Origin of the sequence: Sorangium sp. So ce128, from assembly GCF_051525245.1 — a bacterium.
GTDB classification, from domain to species: Bacteria; Myxococcota_A; Polyangia; order Polyangiales; family Polyangiaceae; genus Sorangium; species Sorangium cellulosum_B.
In genome coordinates, this window is the sequence record NZ_CP150313.1 from 9525338 (window position 1) to 9545267 (window position 19930).

Annotated in this window: 17 protein-coding genes; 11 read left to right on the top strand and 6 right to left on the bottom strand. The window is 68.8% G+C overall.

The features are described from left to right. Nucleotides 1-53: 53 nt before the first annotated feature. Nucleotides 54-344, top strand: a complete 291-nt coding sequence (locus WME82_RS36245; RefSeq protein ID WP_438039049.1) for a calcium-binding EGF-like domain-containing protein — start codon at nt 54-56, stop codon at nt 342-344. 332 nt (nt 345-676) lie between these two features. On the opposite strand, the gene WME82_RS36250 is transcribed toward WME82_RS36245, so the two are convergent. Beyond that, entirely contained in the window at nt 677-1921 is a 1245-nt protein-coding gene (locus WME82_RS36250; RefSeq protein ID WP_438039050.1) for a LuxR C-terminal-related transcriptional regulator, read from the bottom strand. A gap of 825 nt (nt 1922-2746) precedes the next feature. Here WME82_RS36250 and WME82_RS36255 point away from each other — a divergent pair. From WME82_RS36255 to WME82_RS36285, 7 genes are all read left to right on the top strand, one after another. Continuing rightward, a complete protein-coding gene (locus WME82_RS36255) occupies nt 2747-4321 on the top strand; it encodes a pentapeptide repeat-containing protein (RefSeq protein ID WP_438039051.1) in 1575 nt (524 codons plus the stop codon). 580 nt (nt 4322-4901) lie between these two features. After that, the gene (locus tag WME82_RS36260) at nt 4902-5129 is read left to right on the top strand and encodes a lipase family protein (protein WP_438044964.1); all 228 of its coding nucleotides are present in this window, start codon (nt 4902-4904) and stop codon (nt 5127-5129) included. A gap of 262 nt (nt 5130-5391) precedes the next feature. Next, a complete protein-coding gene (locus WME82_RS36265; protein WP_438039052.1) occupies nt 5392-6588 on the top strand; it encodes a S1 family peptidase in 1197 nt (398 codons plus the stop codon). A gap of 170 nt (nt 6589-6758) precedes the next feature. Beyond that, a complete protein-coding gene (locus tag WME82_RS36270) occupies nt 6759-8495 on the top strand; it encodes a M14 family metallopeptidase (RefSeq protein ID WP_438039053.1) in 1737 nt (578 codons plus the stop codon). A 138-nt stretch (nt 8496-8633) separates the two neighbouring features. Then, nucleotides 8634-9968, top strand: a complete 1335-nt coding sequence (locus tag WME82_RS36275) for a calcium-binding protein (protein WP_438039054.1) — start codon at nt 8634-8636, stop codon at nt 9966-9968. 102 nt (nt 9969-10070) lie between these two features. Further along, nucleotides 10071-10352 carry a hypothetical protein gene (locus tag WME82_RS36280; protein WP_438039055.1) on the top strand — a complete coding sequence of 94 codons (282 nt, stop codon included), beginning with the start codon at nt 10071-10073 and terminating at the stop codon, nt 10350-10352. A gap of 142 nt (nt 10353-10494) precedes the next feature. Continuing rightward, nucleotides 10495-11526 carry a thrombospondin type 3 repeat-containing protein gene (locus tag WME82_RS36285; RefSeq protein ID WP_438039056.1) on the top strand — a complete coding sequence of 344 codons (1032 nt, stop codon included), beginning with the start codon at nt 10495-10497 and terminating at the stop codon, nt 11524-11526. A gap of 191 nt (nt 11527-11717) precedes the next feature. Here WME82_RS36285 and WME82_RS36290 read toward each other — a convergent pair whose 3' ends face one another. Beyond that, nucleotides 11718-11864 (bottom strand): hypothetical protein, encoded by a 147-nt coding sequence (locus tag WME82_RS36290; protein WP_438039057.1) that lies wholly within the window; start codon nt 11862-11864, stop codon nt 11718-11720. A 312-nt stretch (nt 11865-12176) separates the two neighbouring features. On the opposite strand from WME82_RS36290, the gene WME82_RS36295 reads away from it, so the two are divergent. Beyond that, the gene (locus tag WME82_RS36295; RefSeq protein ID WP_438039058.1) at nt 12177-12638 is read left to right on the top strand and encodes a macro domain-containing protein; all 462 of its coding nucleotides are present in this window, start codon (nt 12177-12179) and stop codon (nt 12636-12638) included. Between the two features lie 157 nt (nt 12639-12795). Here WME82_RS36295 and WME82_RS36300 read toward each other — a convergent pair whose 3' ends face one another. Together WME82_RS36300 and WME82_RS36305 are read right to left on the bottom strand one after the other, a co-directional pair. Further along, nucleotides 12796-13026 (bottom strand): VF530 family DNA-binding protein, encoded by a 231-nt coding sequence (locus tag WME82_RS36300; protein WP_044966495.1) that lies wholly within the window; start codon nt 13024-13026, stop codon nt 12796-12798. A gap of 110 nt (nt 13027-13136) precedes the next feature. Then, the gene (locus WME82_RS36305) at nt 13137-13583 is read right to left on the bottom strand and encodes a DUF2147 domain-containing protein (protein ID WP_437741073.1); all 447 of its coding nucleotides are present in this window, start codon (nt 13581-13583) and stop codon (nt 13137-13139) included. A 710-nt stretch (nt 13584-14293) separates the two neighbouring features. Here WME82_RS36305 and WME82_RS36310 point away from each other — a divergent pair. Both WME82_RS36310 and WME82_RS36315 read left to right on the top strand, forming a co-directional pair. Further along, nucleotides 14294-15334 (top strand): MerR family transcriptional regulator, encoded by a 1041-nt coding sequence (locus WME82_RS36310; protein ID WP_438039059.1) that lies wholly within the window; start codon nt 14294-14296, stop codon nt 15332-15334. 25 nt (nt 15335-15359) lie between these two features. Further along, complete coding sequence (locus tag WME82_RS36315; protein WP_438039060.1) at nt 15360-16787, top strand: carotenoid oxygenase family protein; 1428 nt, start codon at nt 15360-15362, stop codon at nt 16785-16787. 125 nt (nt 16788-16912) lie between these two features. Here WME82_RS36315 and WME82_RS36320 read toward each other — a convergent pair whose 3' ends face one another. Both WME82_RS36320 and WME82_RS36325 read right to left on the bottom strand, forming a co-directional pair. After that, nucleotides 16913-18208, bottom strand: coding sequence for a S1 family peptidase (locus tag WME82_RS36320; protein WP_438039061.1), 1296 nt, complete (start codon nt 18206-18208; stop codon nt 16913-16915). A gap of 558 nt (nt 18209-18766) precedes the next feature. Next, a complete protein-coding gene (locus tag WME82_RS36325) occupies nt 18767-19555 on the bottom strand; it encodes a formylglycine-generating enzyme family protein (RefSeq protein WP_438044965.1) in 789 nt (262 codons plus the stop codon). Between the last annotated feature and the right edge of the window lie 375 nt (nt 19556-19930).

Genomic DNA, 19930 nt, shown 5'->3' on the forward strand with positions numbered 1-19930 from the left:
GTGAACGACGAAAAGACGAAGGCGGTACCGGGTCGGCCGAGAACCCGTACCAGGTGCTCAAGATCAGCGAGCAGGCGTGCACCAACGCGCACGCGTTGCACGCCGGTGACTACGTGGCGGTGAACGATCCGACCTGCCAGGGCGGCGGGTGCCTGCCCGAGAACGCGCCCTGCGACGCCACGCTGCCATGCTGCGACGGCTTCCACTGCCAGAGCGGGACCTGCGTCGCCAACGTCTCCGACCACTGCGCGCCGAGCCCGTGCCAGAACGGCGGGACCTGTGTGGACGGCGTGAACAGCTACAGCTGTCAGTGCCCGGCGGGCTACACATCTACGACATTCTGACCAACACCTACTGCTCCTGTTACGGGCATCTTGAAATATCCCTCCCGGTGACCTCGGCGGAGAACTCGGCCTGCCAGGCGGAGATCCTGAGCTGGGCACAGCAGAAGGGCGCGACCTGCCACTGAGGACGGACGACTGAATCTGGCCCGCCGCCATCGTGGGCTGCATCGCGCTCCCCGGGGCGGCGCCGTCCCTGGCGAGGCGCGTGAAGCGCTCGGCGAGCTGCGCGCGGCGGCCGTCGAGACGCTGAACGGGCTCGGTGGCGACCCACGCTATCAGGGCTTGTGTGCCAGCGTCACGGGTCGTCGCGCCGAGGCGACGGAGGTGCGGTGCTATCCACGTGCCTTTTGCAGCAGGATCCCCAGCTCCACCGCGGACCTCGCCCCCAGCTTGGCCATCACGCGCGCCCGGTGCTCCTTGACCGTCCGCTCGGTGATCCCGAGCGCCTCCGCGATCTGCTTGTTGAGCAGCCCCCGCGCGACGCCCTCGCAGACCTCGCGCTCTCGCGCGGAGAGGAGCGCCATCCGCGCCGCGAGGGTGGCAGGCTCGACGGCGGAAGGCGCCGCGAACCGGCTCGGCTCCGCCTCGCCGGGCGCCGTCCCGGCGGCGAGGAGACCGCGCCGGCGAGTCTCTTCCGGGCGCTCTCCGAACGCGCGCACGTACGCCGACTCGAAGACCTCGCGCCGGGCGAAGCCGGCGGCGCGCGCGACGTGCAGCACGGCGAGGTGCGGCTCGGCGAGCAGCATCCGCTGCGCGCGGACCAGGCGCCGATCGCGAAGGAACTTTCCGAGCGAGGTCCCGCGGTGCGCGCGGAACGCCGCCTCGACCGAACGGGCGCTCGTCCCGGCAACGGCGGCGAGATCGATCGCGCTGATCGGCTCGGCGGCGTGCGCGTCCACGTACTCTTCGACCCGCCGGAGCACCGTCCGGCTCGACGGCGGCGCGGGCCGCTCCAATAGATGAGCGAGGTTGTGAGGCTGCCCCGTCAGCAGGGCGCGCGAGAGCGACTCGGTCAGCCCGGCGAACACCTGGGGGTGATCGATGTCCGTGCCGGCGTTGATCTCGGCGGCCATGAAGCGGCAAAGTCGCTCGACGTAGGATCCGCTTCCGGCGCGGGAGTCCAGCGAGAGCTGGAACTGGAAGTCCTCGCGGACGACCTCGCCGGTGATCGACTCGAGCTGGGAGCAGAGATAGCCTCGGTCGAAGCGCACCGTGATAACGTCCATCGCGCTGTCGTAGTTCACGTTCGAGCGGCCATGAGCCGAGAAGATGACTGGACCGCCGCCGTGTCCCAGGGTCGCGCTGTCGCGTCCCAGCGCCGCGCGTCCGCTGCCGCGGACGGACATGACGAGCAGCGGCGCGTCCAGCTGGGCGTCCAGGTAGATCGCGTCGCTGGTATGGTCCTGGACGAAGAGGACGGGGCCGAAGTCCACGGCGTGGGCGCGCCACTCGAAACCGCGCGGGAGCGCGGCGTCAAGTTCCCCGTAAAGCCCCTCCCATATGGATACGGCGGTGTGGTGGTCGCGGGTGTGGATCTCGAACCGGCGGGGCACGTCCTCGTGAGTCGCGCGGGGCATGGGGGTTCGCCTCCAGAATCGATCGCGGATCGGACGGCATGAAACGGCAGCGCTGTCGGGAAAGCAAGCGCGCCCTAACCACGCAATCGTGGGTCGTCTGGGTAGCAACGCACGTTGCCTTCGGAGAGGAACGCCCCGCTTATTATGCTAGGGGAATGGTGCGTCGTGACGAGGTCGAGCCCTGCGCAGCGGGAGTCCGAGGGGGCCGTAGTCCCTTCGAGGGCCGCGACGAACAACGCGGTCGGAGGGAGAGGCCCCTGCGGTGGTCGCGTCGGTCGAGGAGGTAAGCGCGAGGGCATGGCCGGCAGGACCGGTCCCAACCACCCCCGCGGGCGCGAGCCCGTGGACAAAGCGCGACAACTCCAACGCCGGCTGTGGGTCGCGGCCAAGCGGCATCCGGGGCGCCGGTTCCACGCGTTGTACGACTGCATCGCGAGGCGTGACGTCCTCGCGGAAGCGTGGAAGCGGGTGAAGCGGAACCGAGGTGTAGCGGGCGTCGATGCTCAGACGCTCGCGGACATCGAGCAGCACGGCGTCGAGCGCTTCCTCGAAGAGCGCGGCGCTGCGAGCAGCCCGCCCTCCCCGATCTCTCCACGGCGCCGTTCGGTTGATCGTGGCGCCGCGGGCGTCAGCAGACGCCCTGAAATGCTGGACGGCGCACACGAGGGCAACGTGAGCGACGAAAAGACGAAGGCGGCGCATTCGCGATTCAATCACATCTCGCCGGGGCCCACAAGCCGTACCAAGGTACGGATTGTCGATCCCCCCTTCGTATCGCTAGCTTGCGCGCGGCACGTTCCACCAGAAAGAAAAGGAGTATCGCCGATGAGGCGCAAGACACCGCTCGTCCTCATGTCCCTCTTCACGCTCCTGGGCGCGACGTCCGTCGCCATGCTCAGCGGGTGTGCCTCCACCCCGTCCGAGGACGAGCCGCTGAGCACCGCGCAGCAGGTCCGCGCGTGCCCCAGCGTGGCGACGCTCCAGCAGTGCACCGCGCAGAGCCCGTGCAGCCTCAACCTGAGCGAGTGCGACTACAGCAACGCGCAGCTCCCCGGCTTCTACAACACCGGCAACATGTCGGGCACGATCTTCGCCGGCGCGAACCTGGTCGGCGCTTTCTTGGGCGGCAACTCGGACATCGCGAGCTTCGCCGGCGCGAACCTCGCCGGGGCGACGCTCGACAAGAACGCGAGCGGAGCCGACCTCACCGGCGCGAACGTCACGGGCACGACGTTCAACGGGAACACCAGCGGGGTGAGCTGCACGAACCTCGTCGTGGAGACGCTCCCGGGCTCGAGCCCGCCGGCGGCGGGCCTTCCGACGGGCCTGCCCTCCTCGTGCCTCGGCGACATCACCGTGCCCTGCCCGCCGCCTGGCGCGTGCTTCCAGCCGGGGGTCGCGAACCAGGGCACCGGCTGGGTCTGTCAGTACGCGGTGCAAGCCAACGGCACGAGCTGCGACGACGGCAATGCCTGCACGCTGACCGACACCTGCCAGTCCGGCGCCTGCACGGGCGAAAGCGACCCCTGCCAGAACGGCGGGACCTGCACCAACGACGTGACCAGCTACACCTGCCAGTGCCCGGCGGGCTACAGCGGGACCAACTGCGAGACGTCGACGACCGTCACCTGCCCGTGCAGCGTCGACCCCACCTGGCTCCAGGTGACGGCCGACCCCGGCCTCGGAGGCACTCACTCCGGGCTCGCGGTGCTGTACGACAGCACCTTCTCCGCGCAGGTGCTCGTGGACCCTTCGGCGGGCGCCTGCGTGGCCGCCGACTACGGGCAGCCCGACGGCGTCTCTTTCGGTGCGCCGGTATCGCAGACGATTCTGCGCATCACGCCGGCAGAGGCACAGGCGTGCCTGCAAGACATGGGCAGCCCGTGCGCATCGACGAACCCCTGCCAGAACGGCGGGACCTGCGTGTACGCCGGGCCGAACAGCTACACCTGCAGCTGCCCCTCCCCGTGGACCGGAACGAACTGCGAGACCACGCGCCCAAGCTGCCCGACCACGCTGACCGCCGAGCCCTCCGGGAGGTGGTGGAACAGCTCCCCCAGCGCGACGCTCAGCGCGAATACGACGATCCGGATGGTGGCGACGCTCCAGAACGCCACCGGGTCGAACTTCGCCTTCTCCCCCAGCGAGCCGCCCCAGGCCTGGGTCAACCCGAGCTGCAGCGGCTGCGACATCTTCGTGCCGACGCAGACCTTCAACCAGTACCCCCCCGCGGTCGTCCCGCCCGGTGGTACGTTCACGTACGACGTCACCTTCACGATGACCGGGACGCCGGAGAGCGGGGAGGTCATCAGTTTCCGCCCCGTCGACGCTGGTCTCTTCGGCACGATGGGCACCTCCGGTACCGTCCTGGTCTCGTCGTCGTTCGTCTGCACTCCCTGAGGGATGTAGGAAGTGGAACGGCGGCTGGCGGGCCGGCGTCTCGGGGAGAAAGAACTCCAAACGTTTCGGAGACGGCAAGCCCCACCCTCGGGACGTGCCCTGGGTTGACAAAACGAATAGGCGTTTGCGGGACTGCGCCTGAGCAGCAGGAGCGGCGAGGTCGCGGCGCAGTCCCGCAAACGTCGGGTTGGACCGGGCCGGTTCACAGCCGGGCGGGGCGGCCGCGAGGCCTATGGAGATCCTGCCCGAGAAGGCAGGAGAGGGCGGGCGCGGCGGGGCTCGCACGCGTGGTGCATCCCGCCGCCACGACGTTGGGCGCAGACGTGCCGAGACAGCGCGCGGCCCTGCGTCTCGCGCCGCCAGGATCCTCGTGCGTGCCACCTCGAGCGTGGTGGTGGCGTGACACGCAGCCATCAAGCCGAAGTGTCGGATCTTCACGAAGCGATGAGGCAGCGCGTGCAGCAGGAAGCGACGCAAAAACTACTCTGCGGAGAGCGTCACGGTCTTGTCTCCGCGGGTCCGGAAGCACACGCCGTTGCTCCCCGACGAGGTGAGGACGGCCGTCCATGGGGCGCGCAACGTGATCCGCCACGAGCCAAAGCGGCATCCGCTGGAGCGGCTATGCATCACCGGCCACAGCCTCGGCGGGGCGCTCGCCGTCCTCGCCGCCGCGCGCCTCTGTCGCGAGCATCCGGATGCGATGCAGAAGAAGCTGGGCCTCCGCGCTCGACGCGGCGCTTCGAGCACGCTGGCAAGAAGGAGTACTGGTCGACGCCCCATGGCTGGGAGGAGCGCCAGAGCCAGGTGAAGCAGACGTACACGATGCTGTGGAGCGTTCCCCTCTCCATTTGGGCCTGGTTCGTGGACCAACTCCCCTTCCTCTCCGAGGCGCTACACGATGCCCCGCTCGTGAGCAGGCTCGTCAATCGGGGCCCGTTCCAGCACTCTCTCGCCGATCACTCGCCCATCGACTACCTCCGCACCTCCTTCGCGCCCCACCTCGGCGCCGAGCTCACGGGTGGACATGAGCGCGCCGAAGTGAAGCCCGAGACGGGCTATGTTCCGCGGCCATGCGCCCGTGTGCCCTCGTGCTTCCTTGCTGCGCGCTGCTCGCCGCCTGCTCCGGACCTGCGCCCGACGCCGCATTCATCGGGAGCGCCGCGGGGCGGATTGTGGGTGGGATCCCGGACACGCTCCGCAGCTACGTCGTCGGCGTCGGTGACGACTTCGGCGTGTTCTGCACCGGCACCCTGATCTCGAAGCGCGTCGTGCTCACCGCCGGGCACTGCTACGCGAACAACCAGGGGCCACAGGGCGGGATCACCGAGGTCTTCTTCGGACCGGACACCCGCCCCGACGCGGATCCGCCGCCCGTCACCGTCCCCACGGTCAAGACCGTCCTGCACCCGGAGCTGAGCTTCGAGACGCTGCGCTTCGACCTCGCGCTCGTGCTGCTCGCGGCCGACGCGCCCTCGCAGCCCGCGCCGATCCTCCGCGAAGCGCTGGCGAACTCGCCCGAATGGATCGGGCCGAGCTTCACCTTCGTGGGGTACGGCGAAGACACCCTGGGAGGCGCCGACGTCCGGCGCGCGGTGACGTTCCCGATCGCGGCCGTGGGGCCGGCGGAGGTCGGGATCGACACGAAGACGGGGCCAATCGACGAGACCATGTTCTATTACCGCACGCCGGGCAAGAACACGTGCAGCGGCGACTCGGGCGGCCCTTCGTTCGTGCCGCGCGGAGGCGTCGAGCGGCTCGCGGGGGTGACGTCGTTCGGAGACGACACATGCCTCGTCGATGGCGTGAACGCGCGCGCCGACGGGCCAGTCGTGACGGCGTGGATCCAGCCGACGATCGACGATCTCGAAGGCGACGATCCGTGCCGCGCCGATGGGATCTGCGACGAGAGCTGCAACATGGACGCAGAGCTCATCGATCCCGACTGCGCCGAGAGCCACTGCGGCGCCGATGGGATGTGCGCAATCTCCTGCGTGGCGCCGATCGATCCCGATTGCACGGGAGGCGACCACTGCGCCGCGGACGGCGTGTGTGATCCGTCGTGCGTGCCCGTCGACGTCGACTGCCGAGGATCGACCTCCAGCGCTCCGAGCGACGACGGGGCGGGAGGGAGCGGCGGCGCCGGGGCAGATCGCGATGAGGACGGCGGGTGCGCCTGCGCTACGCCCGGGTCGCCGGACGGCGGCGCGCAGCGGCTGCTCCCGGCGGCGGCGCTGGCCGTGGCGCTGTGGAAGCGGCGCCGGCGCTGAAGCCTGCTCACGACCGTTCGCGCGCCGCGATGGCACGTCTCTTGGCATATGTCAAGCTGTACAAAGATCCGATGGCCCGGGCTTCGCGCTGCCCCTAGGGTGCCCGCGCGAGCCGGCCGAGGCCGGAGCGCACCGTCGCTCTACCAACGAGTCTCCAAGGAGATGCAATCGTGCCCCCCTCTCCCACCCTTCATCGCGCCGGTCGCGCGCTCCTCGGCGCCGGCGGTCTTGCGCTCCTCGCATTCATCGGCGCCGCCTCGTGCTCCGACGGCTCCGACGGCGGAGGCGCCGGCGGCACCTCGCCCAGCGGTCCCGCGGCGCCTGCAGCTTCTCCGGAAGAGGTGATCTTCGCACGGGTCTACTACAAGGACGACGCCGACATCGACCGCTTGGCCGAAGAGGGGTTCGACCTCCTCGAGCACGCCGATCGCAAGGCCGGCTGGGTCGAGGCCTTGCTAGACGAGCAGCAGGTTGAAGACCTCCTCTCGGACGGATACCGCGTCGACGTCGTGCGCCGTGAGACGATCGTGCCGCGGAAGGCCGGGCGCGCCGGCGGCATCCCCGGCTATCCGTGCTACCGGACCCTCGAGGAGACGTACGCCTCCATGAACGCGCTCGTCACCGCGTATCCCACCCTGGCCACGGTGATCGACGCCGGCGACTCGTGGGACAAGGTGACGCCAGGCGGCGCCGCTGGATACGACACGCTCGTCCTCACACTAACGAACAGCGCGATCTCCGGGACGAAGCCCAAGTTCTTCCTCATGGGCGCGATCCACGCGCGCGAGTACACCACCGCCGAGACGGTCATGCGCTTCGCCGAGCAGATGGCGAACGGATACGGCACCGATCCCGACGCCACCTGGCTCCTCGACAATTACGAGCTGCACGTCATGCCCATCGCCAACCCCGACGGGCGCAAGACGGCCGAGCAGGGCTATTACCAGCGCAAGAACAAGAACAACTCGAACGGCGGCAAGTGTGCGAACCCGCCCACGAGCTCGAACCAGTTCGGCACGGATCTCAACCGCAACAGCTCGGTCCACTACGGCGGCGCCTCGACCAGCACCAACAAGTGCGACCAGGTGTATCGCGGCCCGAGCGCCGTCTCCGAGCCCGAGACCGCCGTGCTCCAGAGCTACATGGCCTCGATCTTCCCCGACCAGCGCGGCCCGCTCGACTCCGATCCGGCTCCGAGCGACACCACGGGCATCATGATATCGCTCCACAGCTATGCCGACCTCGTGCTCTACCCCTGGGGCTGGAGCACGGCCGCGGCGCCCAACCTCGCCCAGCTCCGGACGCTCGGGCGCAAGTTCGGGTACTTCAACGGGTACCCGGTGTGCCAGCCGGGCAACTGCCTCTACAACGCAAGCGGCGCGACCGACGACTGGGCGTATGGCACCCTGGGGATCGCGGCGTACACGATCGAGCTGGGCACCGCGTTCTTCGAGTCGTGCACGACCTTCCAGAACACCGTCCTTCCCGCGAACAACCCGGCGCTGCTCTACGCCTTCAAGGCCGCGCGCCAGCCGTACCAGACGCCGCTCGGGCCCGATTCCCTGAGCGTGGCGGTCTCTCCCTCGGGCGCCGTGGCCGCAGGCACCATGGTGACGCTGACGGCGATCGCGGACGACGCCCGCTACAACAGCAACGGTTATGGGACGGAGCCGACCCAGAACATCGCCGGCGCCCGCTACTCGGTCGATGCGCCCTCGTGGGCGAGCGGCGTGACCCTCGCGGCGATGAGCGCTTCGGACGGCACCTTCAACGCGGCGCAGGAGGGCGTGACGGCGACGATCGACACCGCGGGCTGGACGAGCGGCAAGCACCTGGTGATGGTCGAGAGCCAGGACACCGACGGCAACTGGGGTGTTCCGAGCGCGGTGTTCATCACTATCCAATGACCTGCCTTCGCGCTCGTCCCGCCGTGCTACGGGCGCGCCGCGCTGTGCGCTCCAGGGTGGAGCGCACAGCGAAATCATAACCTGGGAGGAATCGCAATGAACGCAAGACGCGCTGGCGCTGACAAGTGGATCAGTCTGATGTTTGCCGTGGTGATTCTGGCATCATCACCGAGCGCAAGGGCAGACATCTGCTGGAACTGGGCCTTCGCGACCGAGGCGGGGACGTTTCTCACGACGGGAACCCTGAACGGAAGCGGCGGGGCAGATCCGGCCACTTACACGATCCTTGACATGACGGTGACGAATTCCACTCTTTCGGAGCTCGTCGGCAGATCCCTTGCTGCGGGAACCCTCAACGAGGCCGACTCGACCAACAGGTTCCAGTGGAACGGAACGGCCCCCACGCGATGGTTGAGTGCTGCGTGGTGGACCGAACGCTCTGCCTTCCGTGCGGACGACGACACCATACACGCGTTATACACGTTCACTGTCGGATACTATGGGGTTATGGCGGGGGCGTCCGGCGCGTCCGCCACGTCCATAACGCTCGCGCCCATCGGTTCGACCTGCCCGACCGCCGAGCCAGACCTGACTGCAGCGCTCACGGACTCGGCCGATCCCGCCTCGCTCGGGGACAGCTACAGCTACACGCTCACCATCGACAACGTCGGCACGGCCGATGCGACGAACGTCGATGCCAGCACGACGCTCTCCGGCGCGACGGGTACCGTGACTGCTGCCATTGCATCCCAGGGCTCGTGCACGGTGACGGGTGCCACCATCGACTGCGCGCTGGGTACGCTCTCTGCCTCGGGACAGGCCACGGTCATCATCACGGTGGAGCCTGGTGCCACCGGTACCATCACCGCGAGCAGCACGGTGAGCGCCACCGAAAATGATCCGAATCCCGGGGACAATTCCGACAGCGAGTCGACGACCATCAACAATGCGCATGGGTGCACCATCGTCGGAACCAGCGGCAACGACACGCTCAACGGCACCAGTTCGAATGACGTGATCTGCGGCCTGGGCGGCAACGACACCATCAATGGCAACAACGGCAGCGACACCCTGTACGGGGGCTCGGGCAACGACGTGCTCGATGGCGGCAACGGTGACGACGAACTGCACGGCGGGGACGGCGACGATACGCTGGGCGGCGGCAACGGTCAGGACACGCTGCATGGAGGAGCGGGGAACGACTCGAACTATGGAGAAACGTTCCTGGGCAGCCTGCTGTACCTATTCGACAACGGCAACGACACCATCTACGGCGGGCCCGGCAACGACGACCTCGACGGTCAGAAAGGAGACGACACGCTGATCGATCACGAGGGTACGGACATCATGTCCGGCGGCCTCGGCAACGATACGATCGACGTGGCGGATGGCCAGGGTGGCGATACGGCAAACGGCGATCTCGGATTCGACACGTGCATCACCGACGGGGGCGACACGGCCACGAGCTGCTGAGCGCGTGACGCGCGCGCCCGGCCTCGGAGACGCTTTGGGATGATCGAGACTGACGCCCCCCTGGCCTTTCATTCTCTCCGGGTTTGGCTTAGGGTACTCTTCATGAAGCGCCTCACCTCGATTCTCTCCTTCTCCACGATGGTCTTGCTTCCAGCGGCGGCGCACGCCGCGGCGGAGAAGCTCCTGCTGATGGAGGTCGTCGTCTCCCCGACACAGGCCGAGTCCGTCGCGATCCGGAACCCTGGAAACACACCGATCGTCCTGACCGATTATTACCTCGCCGATTACAATACTTATTACAACGTGGTCATCGCCGAGGCCCCCGCCGGCACCAGCAACTTCATCGTGCGATTCCCCGCCGGCGCCGTCATCCCAGCCGGGTGAGACCCAGTACGTGGCGATCGCCGGCGGCGAGTGCTTCAGGACCTCCTGCGGCGTGACGAGCACGTTCACCGGATACGGGATCTATCCCACGTACGAGATCGCAACGGGCGCCGCGACCACGACGAGCCCCGCTGTCCCTGACATGCTCGTACCGGTCACGAACGGGGTCGGCACCGCGTGGGGATTCACCAATGGGAGCGAGCCGGTCATTCTGTTTCACTGGGATGGCATGACGAACCTCGTGACCGACGTTGATTACGTGTTTTATGGAGCGACGGGGCCCCAAGCCCCGGTGAACAAGACGGGCGTCACGGTCAACGGCTCGACGTACCTGCCGGACACTGCGGACAATCCCGCGCTGCACGCGCCCCTGTCGAGGAGTACGACAACGGTCAACACGTGTCGCGTGGACCTCACGGAGACCTGCCAGGTCATGATGGGCAGCAATGGCGTCAGCGGCCGCGACGAGGCCAGCGAGCCCTGGTCGACGACCTGGACCGCGTGCGCCGTGCCGAGCGCCCCCGACATCGACCTCGACACGGTCCTCAACAGCATGGATAATTGCCTCACGGTGTCCAACACCGCGCAGACCGACACCGACGCCGACGGCGTCGGCGACGCCTGCGACGACTGCCCGACCGTGGCCAACATGGCGCAGTCGGATGCGGATGCCGACGGCGTCGGCGACGCCTGCGACAACTGCCCGACGGTGCCGAACCCCGACCAGGCGGACTCCAATAGCAATGGCATCGGCGACGCTTGCGACGCGTCGGGCGCGGGCGGCGAGGGTGGCATGGGTGGCGGCGGCGGCATGGGCGCCGGCGGCACCGGCGGAAATGGCACCGGCGGTACGGGCACTGGCGGCGATGGCACCGGCGGCAATGGCACCGGCGGCACTGGCGGCAATGACACCGGCGGCAGTGGCACCGGCGGAAATGGCACCGGCGGCACCGGCGGAAATGGCACCGGCGGTACGGGCACTGGCGGCGACACGACATCCGCGACCACGGCCGCCATGACCGGTACCGGCGGCGCGGCCGGTAGCGAGGATGACGGCGGTTGCGGCTGCCGCATGACCGGCGACGAGTCGCCGCGGAGCGCGCCCTACGCTTCGCTCTTCACGATCGCAGCGGCCGCGCTCGGGGTGCGGCGCCGGCGCTCGCGATCCCGCTAGACCGACAGCAGCGGGGGGAGACCTTTCAGAAGATCTCCCCGCCGCACCGCCTGGAGGGCTTCAAAAAACGCGGGGCGTCCCCAGCGTCCGTCGGAACACATGCGACATGCAGCGATGCGGCGCCCGCGACTGCACGAGCAGCGGTGTCCGCATCCCCCGATCGGGTGGGATTGGCCATCCGAACGTCCGGGCTACGACGCTTTCAGCGCGCGGGTCGAGGCAAACACGAGCGCCCGGCCGAGGTCCGGCAGCGCGAGCACGTCATCGAGCGGCCGCTCGGGCAGCGCCCTGCGGACCCGCGCCGGATCGGCGCAGGCCGCCGCGACCCCCTGCTTCACGTTGGAAGGCGATCCGGACGTCGGCGCGACAGAGCTCGACGTCGCGGTCCGGAAGCGCGAGGGCCTCCGTGGCGAAGCGCTGAAGGCCGCCTGGGCCATTCACGAGGCGATCGGGCGGCTGCTCGGGCTGGAGGAAGAGGCCGCGCGCTGGAGCGAGCACGACCGGCTCATACGGGGGGCGCCGAGGCGCACGTGCCGGGTGGGCCGGACCGGCGCGCTCGAGGTGGCGGGGCGTAGGCGGCTCCTCGCCTCGCCTTCGCGGCCCCGTCGGCATCTCACGAAACTGACCGCAGCAGTGCTAGGGTGCCCCCCGTGCCGACGATCTTCACCAAGGGCGATCTCCTCAACACCCCGGATCTCCACGCGTACGCGCACGGCGTGAGCTGCGTGGGCACGATGGACACGGGGATCTCCGTGACGTTCAAGAAGCGCTGGCCGGGCCTGCTCCCGGCGTTCGAGCAGCGGAGCGCCGAGCGGAAGCTCCAGCTCGGGGAGGCCTTCGTCTGGAGCGAGGGCGGCGACACGGTGTACACCCTCGCGATCCAGGAGAACGCGACGAAGAGGCCCTCGCTCGCCGCGCTCGAGCGCTCGCTCGCCGCGATGGTGACGCACGCCGCCGGGGCGGGGATCGCGCGGATCGGCGTACCGCGCGTGGGCGCCGGCAAGACCGGCCTCGAATGGCTGCGCGTCAAGAGCGTCCTCGTCAAGGTCGCCACCGACAAGCCGGTCACGCTCGTGGTCTACGAGCAGTTCGTGCGCGCCCCGGGCGCCTGACCCCAGCGTTGGAGGAAGTGCGCCCCCGCGGCATCGAGACCGGGGCCTCTCGTCCCAGGGCGATGCATGACAGGGGCTGGTGAGCAGGCGCTCACGGTGATCACGACACCGCGCCGCTCCCGGATCCCGGTGCTCGGCGTGCGATCGAGCGCGCCGGTCACGGGCTGGGCTTGGCTTTGTCCCGCAGGTAGAGGGCCTCCACCTGCTGCCGGGCCCACGGGGTCCGTCGCAGGAAGTGCAGGCTCGATTTGATGCTGGGATCGTACTTGAAGCAGCGAATGTCGATCATGCGTCCGAGCTGCTCCCAGCCATGCTGCGCGACCAGGTGCTCGAGGATCATCTGGAGCGTGACACCGTGAAGAGGATTGTCGGGCTGGGGCTGAGTCATACCGATGCTCGGGGGGTGATCGCCCCGGAGGGCCAGCGTGAGCCCGCGGTGTAGCACGTCGCGCGGCGGCCGCCGCACGTCGCGGCCGACGACTGGTTGCTGAGAAGATTTTACTTCTTCACCCAGGTCTGGGTCCTGCCGAGGAGGGAGATGCCCAAGAAGCCGCGCACCTTCAGCTTCTTCCCGCCCTCGATCGCCTCGAGCTTGCAGCTATAGGTCTCGCCGTTGTTCGGATCCAGGATCGTACCGTCATCGTACTCGTCGTCATCGCGGACCATGTTCCTGATGATGACGAGCCCCACAATGGGCTTGTTCTTGTCGGCCCCCTCACAGGCGGTGCAGATCTTCGGCTTCCCCTTCTCGTCGAGCGGCTGCTTCAGGCTCACGATCTTGCCGAAGATCTTCCCGCCCCTCTCGTAAATCTCGACCACCGACTGCTCGACCCCCTGCTCATCGATCGTCCGCCACTGGCCGGTCACAGGGAGAGGATCCGCGAGCGCGAGCGAAGTGGCGAGGGAGCAACCCAAGGCGGCGAAAAGAGCCAAGAACCTCTTCATGTCGTCAGAACTCCTTTCATCGGTCTGCGAAGCCACGGCGTTCGGCCCTGGCGTGGTGCTTGATTCGCATGTCGGTGCGCACCGCTGAGCGCGACATGCCTCGGAGGGCGGACGGGGCGCCGCGCCGTTTGTTCATCGGACCGGAGGGAGCGGCGGCGGGAGGCAGGGCTCTGGTCAGGGGGGAGCCGAACGGTCGACATGGCTCCTCTCGCAGCAGCCCCGCGGCGCGGTGGACGTCATTTTCTCCCCCGAGGGTACCGAGCGGGGTCGTGGAGCGCAACGGCGCCGTGCGGCGGCGCGCCGGGACGTTGGGTGGCCGGAGAACGGTTGATTCCACGGGGCTGGATCCCGTCGCGGCCAAGCTACTCACAGCCCGCGTCTCGGCCGCGCGCGTCCGTCCGTGCTGGGCCGGTGCGATTCCGCCGACTGAGGCGGTCATGTAAGGTTCTCTAGGTCAACCAGCGCGCGCAGCGTGGCCGTACGTGATGAAGGGATTGTTCGGGGAGGAGTGAGCCACCTCACCCCGAGGATCATCCGTTCGGCGCCGATCCGGGGCCGGGCCATCGAGGCTGCGCGCTTCGCCAGCAGGCAGCGCGTGCTGGTCGGTCGGGTCGTGGGTCTGAACAACGACGAGCGCCCACCCCAGAGAAACCCGCTTGACCCTCTCGCAGCGGGAGGGTCTAGGATCCCTTCAACTTGAGAGGAAAGGCATGCTTCTGAAGATTGGCGAGCTTGCCCGGCGCACCGGGCTGACCGTTCGCGCCTTGCGGCACTACGACGAGATTGGCCTGCTCGTGCCGTCCGGGAGGTCCATGGGTGGCTATCGCCTGTACGACCGAAAAGACGTCGCCCGGCTGTACCGCATCCAGGCGCTGCAGCGCCTCAATCTGTCGCTGGCTGACATACAAGACTTGCTCGACAACGCGGCCGGCGGGCTTTCGGAGGTGGTGGCCCGGCAGTTGGCGCAACTCGACCGCGAAATCCTGCAAGCGTCCGCGCTGCGCACCCACCTGCTCGCCGTGCAGGGTCAGCTGCAGGCCAACGAAGAGCCCGGCATCGACGACTGGCTCGTGGCGCTCGAAAGCATGGTCGCGGGCTCGAAGTACTTCAGCGAGGACGAGCAGCGCACGCTCAAGGCGCAGCGCGACGGTCTCACCAACGCTGTGGCGCCCGAGCGCGCCGGATTGTCGGCGTGGCTGCACAAGCTGGTCGCGGCCGGCGCATCGCCCGAGAGCCCGCAGGCACAGGCTCTCGCGCGACGTTGGATCGAACTGCTGCTCGAAGAAGCCGGCGGCGACGAAGGCCTGCTGATGAAGCTCTACGCCATGCACTGGAACGAGCCGGCGCTCCACGCGCTGACCGGCGTGGACCGCGCCGGCATCCGGTACATCTCGCATGCGATGGCCTTCGCGCGTCTTCAGCTCTACGCGCCCTACTGCAGCGCCGGCGACATGGCCACGCTGCGCCAGCACTACGTTGCGCAGACCGACGCATGGCCGCCGCTCATCGCCGAGCTTCGGCGACAGATGGCGGCAGGCGCGCCTGCCGATGGCGCAGCCGTGCGCGCTCTCGCGCTGCGCTGGCAGGCGCTGTCGCTGGCCAAGGCCGGCGGCGACGCCGCGCTGGACGCGAAGCTGCAAGCCGCATTCCGCCACGACCCGGCCCTGCGCGCAGGCTCGGGCATCGACGCGACGCTGGCCGACTATGTCGGGCGAGCCATCGCGCGACTCGACGCCACATCGACTTCCTGAATGAATTGAATCCCGAAGGCCTCACGTGAACGCAAGAACGCAGACGAATCCTCATTTCTTCACCGGCAACTACGCGCCGCTCCGCGAGGAGCACGACATCGCGGCGCTCGAGATCGAGGGTACCCTGCCGCCCGAGCTGGAAGGAAGCCTGTACCGTGTCGGCCCGAACCCGCAGCACAGGCCGCGCGACGACGACTATCACTGGTTCTCCGGCGACGGCATGGTGCATGCCTTCCATATAGGCGCCGGCAAGGTGTCGTACCGCAACCGCTGGGCGCGCACGCCGAAGTGGCAGCTCGAGCACGAAGCCGGGCGCGCGCTCTTCGGCACCTTCGGAAACCCCGCCACGAGCGACCCGCTGGCGCAGGGCCGCAACGGCGGCACGGCCAACACCAGCATGCTCTGGCACGGCGATCGGCTGTTCGCGCTCGAAGAGTCGCATCAGCCCTTCGAGCTCGACCCCTGCACGCTGGCTTCCATGGGGCACCAGAGCTTCGGCGGCCGCGTGACCTCGCGCTGCACCGCGCACCCCAAGATCGACCCCGAGAGCGGCGAGCTGCACTTCTTCGCGTACTCGCCCGACGGCCCCTGCTCGCCGAGAATGCTCTATGGCGTGATGGACACGCGCTGCGAGGTCACGCAGCTCCAGTCGTTCACAGCGCCGTATGCCAGCATGGTGCACGACTTCATGGTGACGCGCGGGCATGTGCTCTTTCCCGTCACGCCGCTGACGCTCAGCGTGGAACGCGCCATGCGCGGCAAGCCGCTGCTGGCCTGGGATGCAGGCTTGCGGACCCACGTCGGCGTGATGCAGCGCGGGAGCGCGGCCGACACGCTTCGCTGGTTCCAGACCGACGCCTGCCACATCTTCCATGTGATGAATGCCTGGGACGACGGCGACACCATCGTGGCCTACGTCATGCAGTCCGAGACGGCGCCCGGCCTGCCCGATGCCGAGGGCCGCCCCGGCGACCCCGAGGCGATGGCCGCGCGCCTGTGCCGCTGGACCTTCCACCTGGCGGATGCAGGCACCGGGTTCCGGCGTGACTACCTCGACGATCTCGCGGCGGAGTTTCCACGGATCGACGAGCGCTATACGGGGCGGCGCAACCGCTACGGCTTCACCACCTGCCATGCGACCTCGCGCGCACGAGGCGACTCGGAGAGCGTGCTCTACAACAGCCTTGCCCGATTCGACTTCGACACCGGCGAACGCAGCATTCACACGCTGCCGCACGGCGACGTGGTGTCCGAGCCGGTGTTCGTGCCGCGCGCGGAGGACGCGGCCGAGGGCGACGGCTGGCTGCTCGCCGTGGCGTGGCGAGAACAGGAGAAGCGCAGCGATTTGCTGGTGTTCGATGCCATGGGCCTTCCCGCTGGGCCCGTCGCTGTCGCCCGCTTGCCGCACCGCGTGCCATTCGGGTTCCACGGCACCTGGCGGCCCAGCGTGTAACTCGGTTCGGGATGCCGTTCGCGCAGCGCCTCCCCGCGCGCCGCATGCCTCGCGCGGCCTGCGTGGGGAGGATTCGGCGCTCGCCTCGCGGCGCGAGGAGCGCTGGCCGCTCCGCGCGCTCGCTCCTACAAGCGCTCGATGAGGAAGCTCCGGGTCTTGTTGTCGAAGTTGTGGGGGGCGAGGTTCGCGTCCGTCGTGAAGACGCGCGACTCGGCCGAGTAGCGCCAGAGCCCGTCGTAGAGCGTCAGCTTCAAGCCGGAGGGGACGCGGACGGAGCTGACCCTCAGGTCCCATGGGGTGCTGTAAAAGAGGGAGGAGCCGACGCCGTACACGACCGAGCTGCCCGAGAAGCTGGCGTTCTCGTACAAGGTGACCACGTCCAGCTGCGGGTCCGAGGCCTGCGAGACGATGATGCTCGAGATCCCGTCGCTGAAGCCCGCGGCCACGAGATCCGTGTCCGAGGTGAAGACGCGCGCCTCGCCCCCGAAGCTGCCGTGGATGAAGGCCGTGACCCGGAGCCCGGCGGGGACCCTGATGGCGCTCGCGCGGTTGTCTCCGATGATCGTCATGTCCGGGAGGTCGTAGCGGCCGATCCCGAGGCCCTGCGAGATGCCGGAGAAGTTCGAGAGATCGTGGAGCACCACCTGGCCGCTGGGGTGGACGGTGGGGCCGCCGGCGATCGTGGCGTCGATCCACGCGCGGTGGCGCGCGACGTCGACGCCGAGCTGCCTCGCGTGCAGGTTCGTGCCGTCCTGCCCGTTCACGCCCGAGAACACGGCGACCTGACGCCCATCGACGAACCACGGGCCGCCGGAGTCGCCGTTCCAGCCCGAGCCCGTCACGCCCGTCGCCAGGAGCTCCTCGGCGGAGTACCAGCTGTCGATGTGGAGGGTCGCCTTCTTGAGCGACGGCGCCATCACCAGCGGCGTGCCCTCGCTCCCCCAGCCGTAAGCCGTCGCGTCGCTGCCGATCGCGACCGACGTCGCCTCGGCCAGCTGGACGACCGGGCCGCTGGCGGCCTCGGTCAGGTGGAGCAGCGCGATGTCGGCGACGGCCGAGGGCACCTCGACGGCGTCGACCGCGATGCGCTGGCCCGCGAGGTACGTGTTGCTGCCGACGCGCACGGCCGACGTCTCGCCCTCGTCCGCGACGCAGTGCTGCGCGGTGAGCACCCAGCGCGCCGCGACGAGGGTGCCGGTGCACTGGAAGAAGTCGCCGGTGCTCCCGCGCACGTCGAAGACCTGGACGGCCCAGGGGCTCGCCTCGGCGAGCTCGCCGCCGACGATCGCGGACGAATGCGACCCGAGCGCCTCGAGCGGCTCGTCCGGCGCGCCATCAATCGAGCAGCCCGTGGAGAGGCCGAGCGCGGCGCCCGCGCACACCGCGAGACCAAGCTGATGACCAAGTTCTCTCTTCTTCATTCTGCCTCCACTCATGATTCTGTTCAGACGATCGTTCGCGCCGACGGAGTCCGCCTCCGCCAGGAGCCAGCGTTCGTCAGCAATCAACGTGACGGGGCCTGTGACTGCGGCGCGCCAGGCTCGGCGACGGCGTCTCCGAGCAGACCCATGGGGGCACCGGGCTGAAACCGGTGAAGGGACAGCCGGAGCGGCAGGCCCGGAGTCGGGCGTACGAAATCCGCCCGCGACGGCTCAAGAATCGCGGCCAGAGTATGTTACGCTACCCCGAGCGGCGCCAGGCGGCGATCTGGAACGGCCGCGTTCGAGGCGTGGAACGAGGAGTCGCCCGGACCTACAGCGGCCGGAGCCCGCATGCGCGCGCCGCGTGCTGCAGGAGCCCTCGAAACCAGACGTGCGTCGGATCTCGCTCGTGTCCGGGGTACCCCCGCCAACGACCAGCAGTCGACATAACGCATGAAAAGCACGATCCCCTGATCCGCCTGCAAAAACCGACAGATCCAACGAGTTCACGGTCGGCGCGCTTGTCGCGAAGGGGGAGGCCTCGATGGGGCTCTCAATCTACGGTGTCCTCGCGCACCGGGCCACGACGCCGCGGCTGCGGACCACCGGGTCGAAGTCGACGCGGAAGGAGGAGACCAGCTCCGACGCACCGACGTAGAAGCCCCCGCCCCGGATCACCCGGTCCGAGGAGGGGGCTAAATTTGCACAATCATCGCACGATGAGTCGTACGGGTTCTCGTACCAATCCAAGACCCACTCCCACAGGCTCCCGCCCAGGTCCGCCTGCCCCCACTTTCCATCCCCCTTCGGCGACTTCGACCCAACCGCCTGAACATCGCTGAACGCGCACGAACCGTCGGGCCCGCAGCCATACACCGCGTACGTGCTGTCGATCGTCGTCGAGCTCGGCGGCTTGGACCACGGATACACCCGCTGCCCGTCCGCTCCGCCGCCTCCCGCCGCCGCGTAGTTCCACTCCGCCTCCGTCGGCAGCCGGCCTCCGTCCCACGCGCAGAACGCGAACGCGACGTACCAGTCCAGGCAGTTCATCGGAAGGTGCTCGTTCGCGCCGGAGCCATCCGTCCATGTCTGGTAGGTCGACTCGCACTTCACCGCGTCCTTCAATGCCGCTGCACTGGCGGGCAGGCTGCTGTCCCACGACGCGTCCCACCCGCTCCCCGGGATCTTCGGGTGCTCTCCTGCTCGTGCCCTGGGCTTGCTCCCGGGATAGGCCTCCACGAACTTCCGGAACCGTCCCACGGTCACCTCGTACCTATCCAGCAAGAAGCCGCTCACCGTCGCTGGATACGCCGAGTCGTTGCTCCGGTTGAACGTTCCCCCAGGTATCGCCGCACCCGTCGCGCAGCAGCTCTCGTTGCGCCCAGGACCGCACGTCTCCGTCAGCCCGACACAGCTCCGTGGCACGCACTTCCCTCGGTCGCACGCTGGCGCTGCCGCTCCACACGGCGCCGCATCTTCCCATTCCCCGCGCTCATCGCAACGCTGCGGCCGGTTGCCCGTCGCCGTACACCGCACCTGCTCCGGCCCGCACTCCCCACGGCACTTCCCCTCCACGCACGTCTGGTCCACGCACTCCTTCCCCACGGGCGTACACTCCACCTCCACGCCCCCGCCGTCTCCGCCGCTCCCGCCGACTCCGCCGCTCCCGCCGACTCCGCCGCTCCCGCCGACTCCGCCGCTCCCGCCGACTCCGCCGCTCCC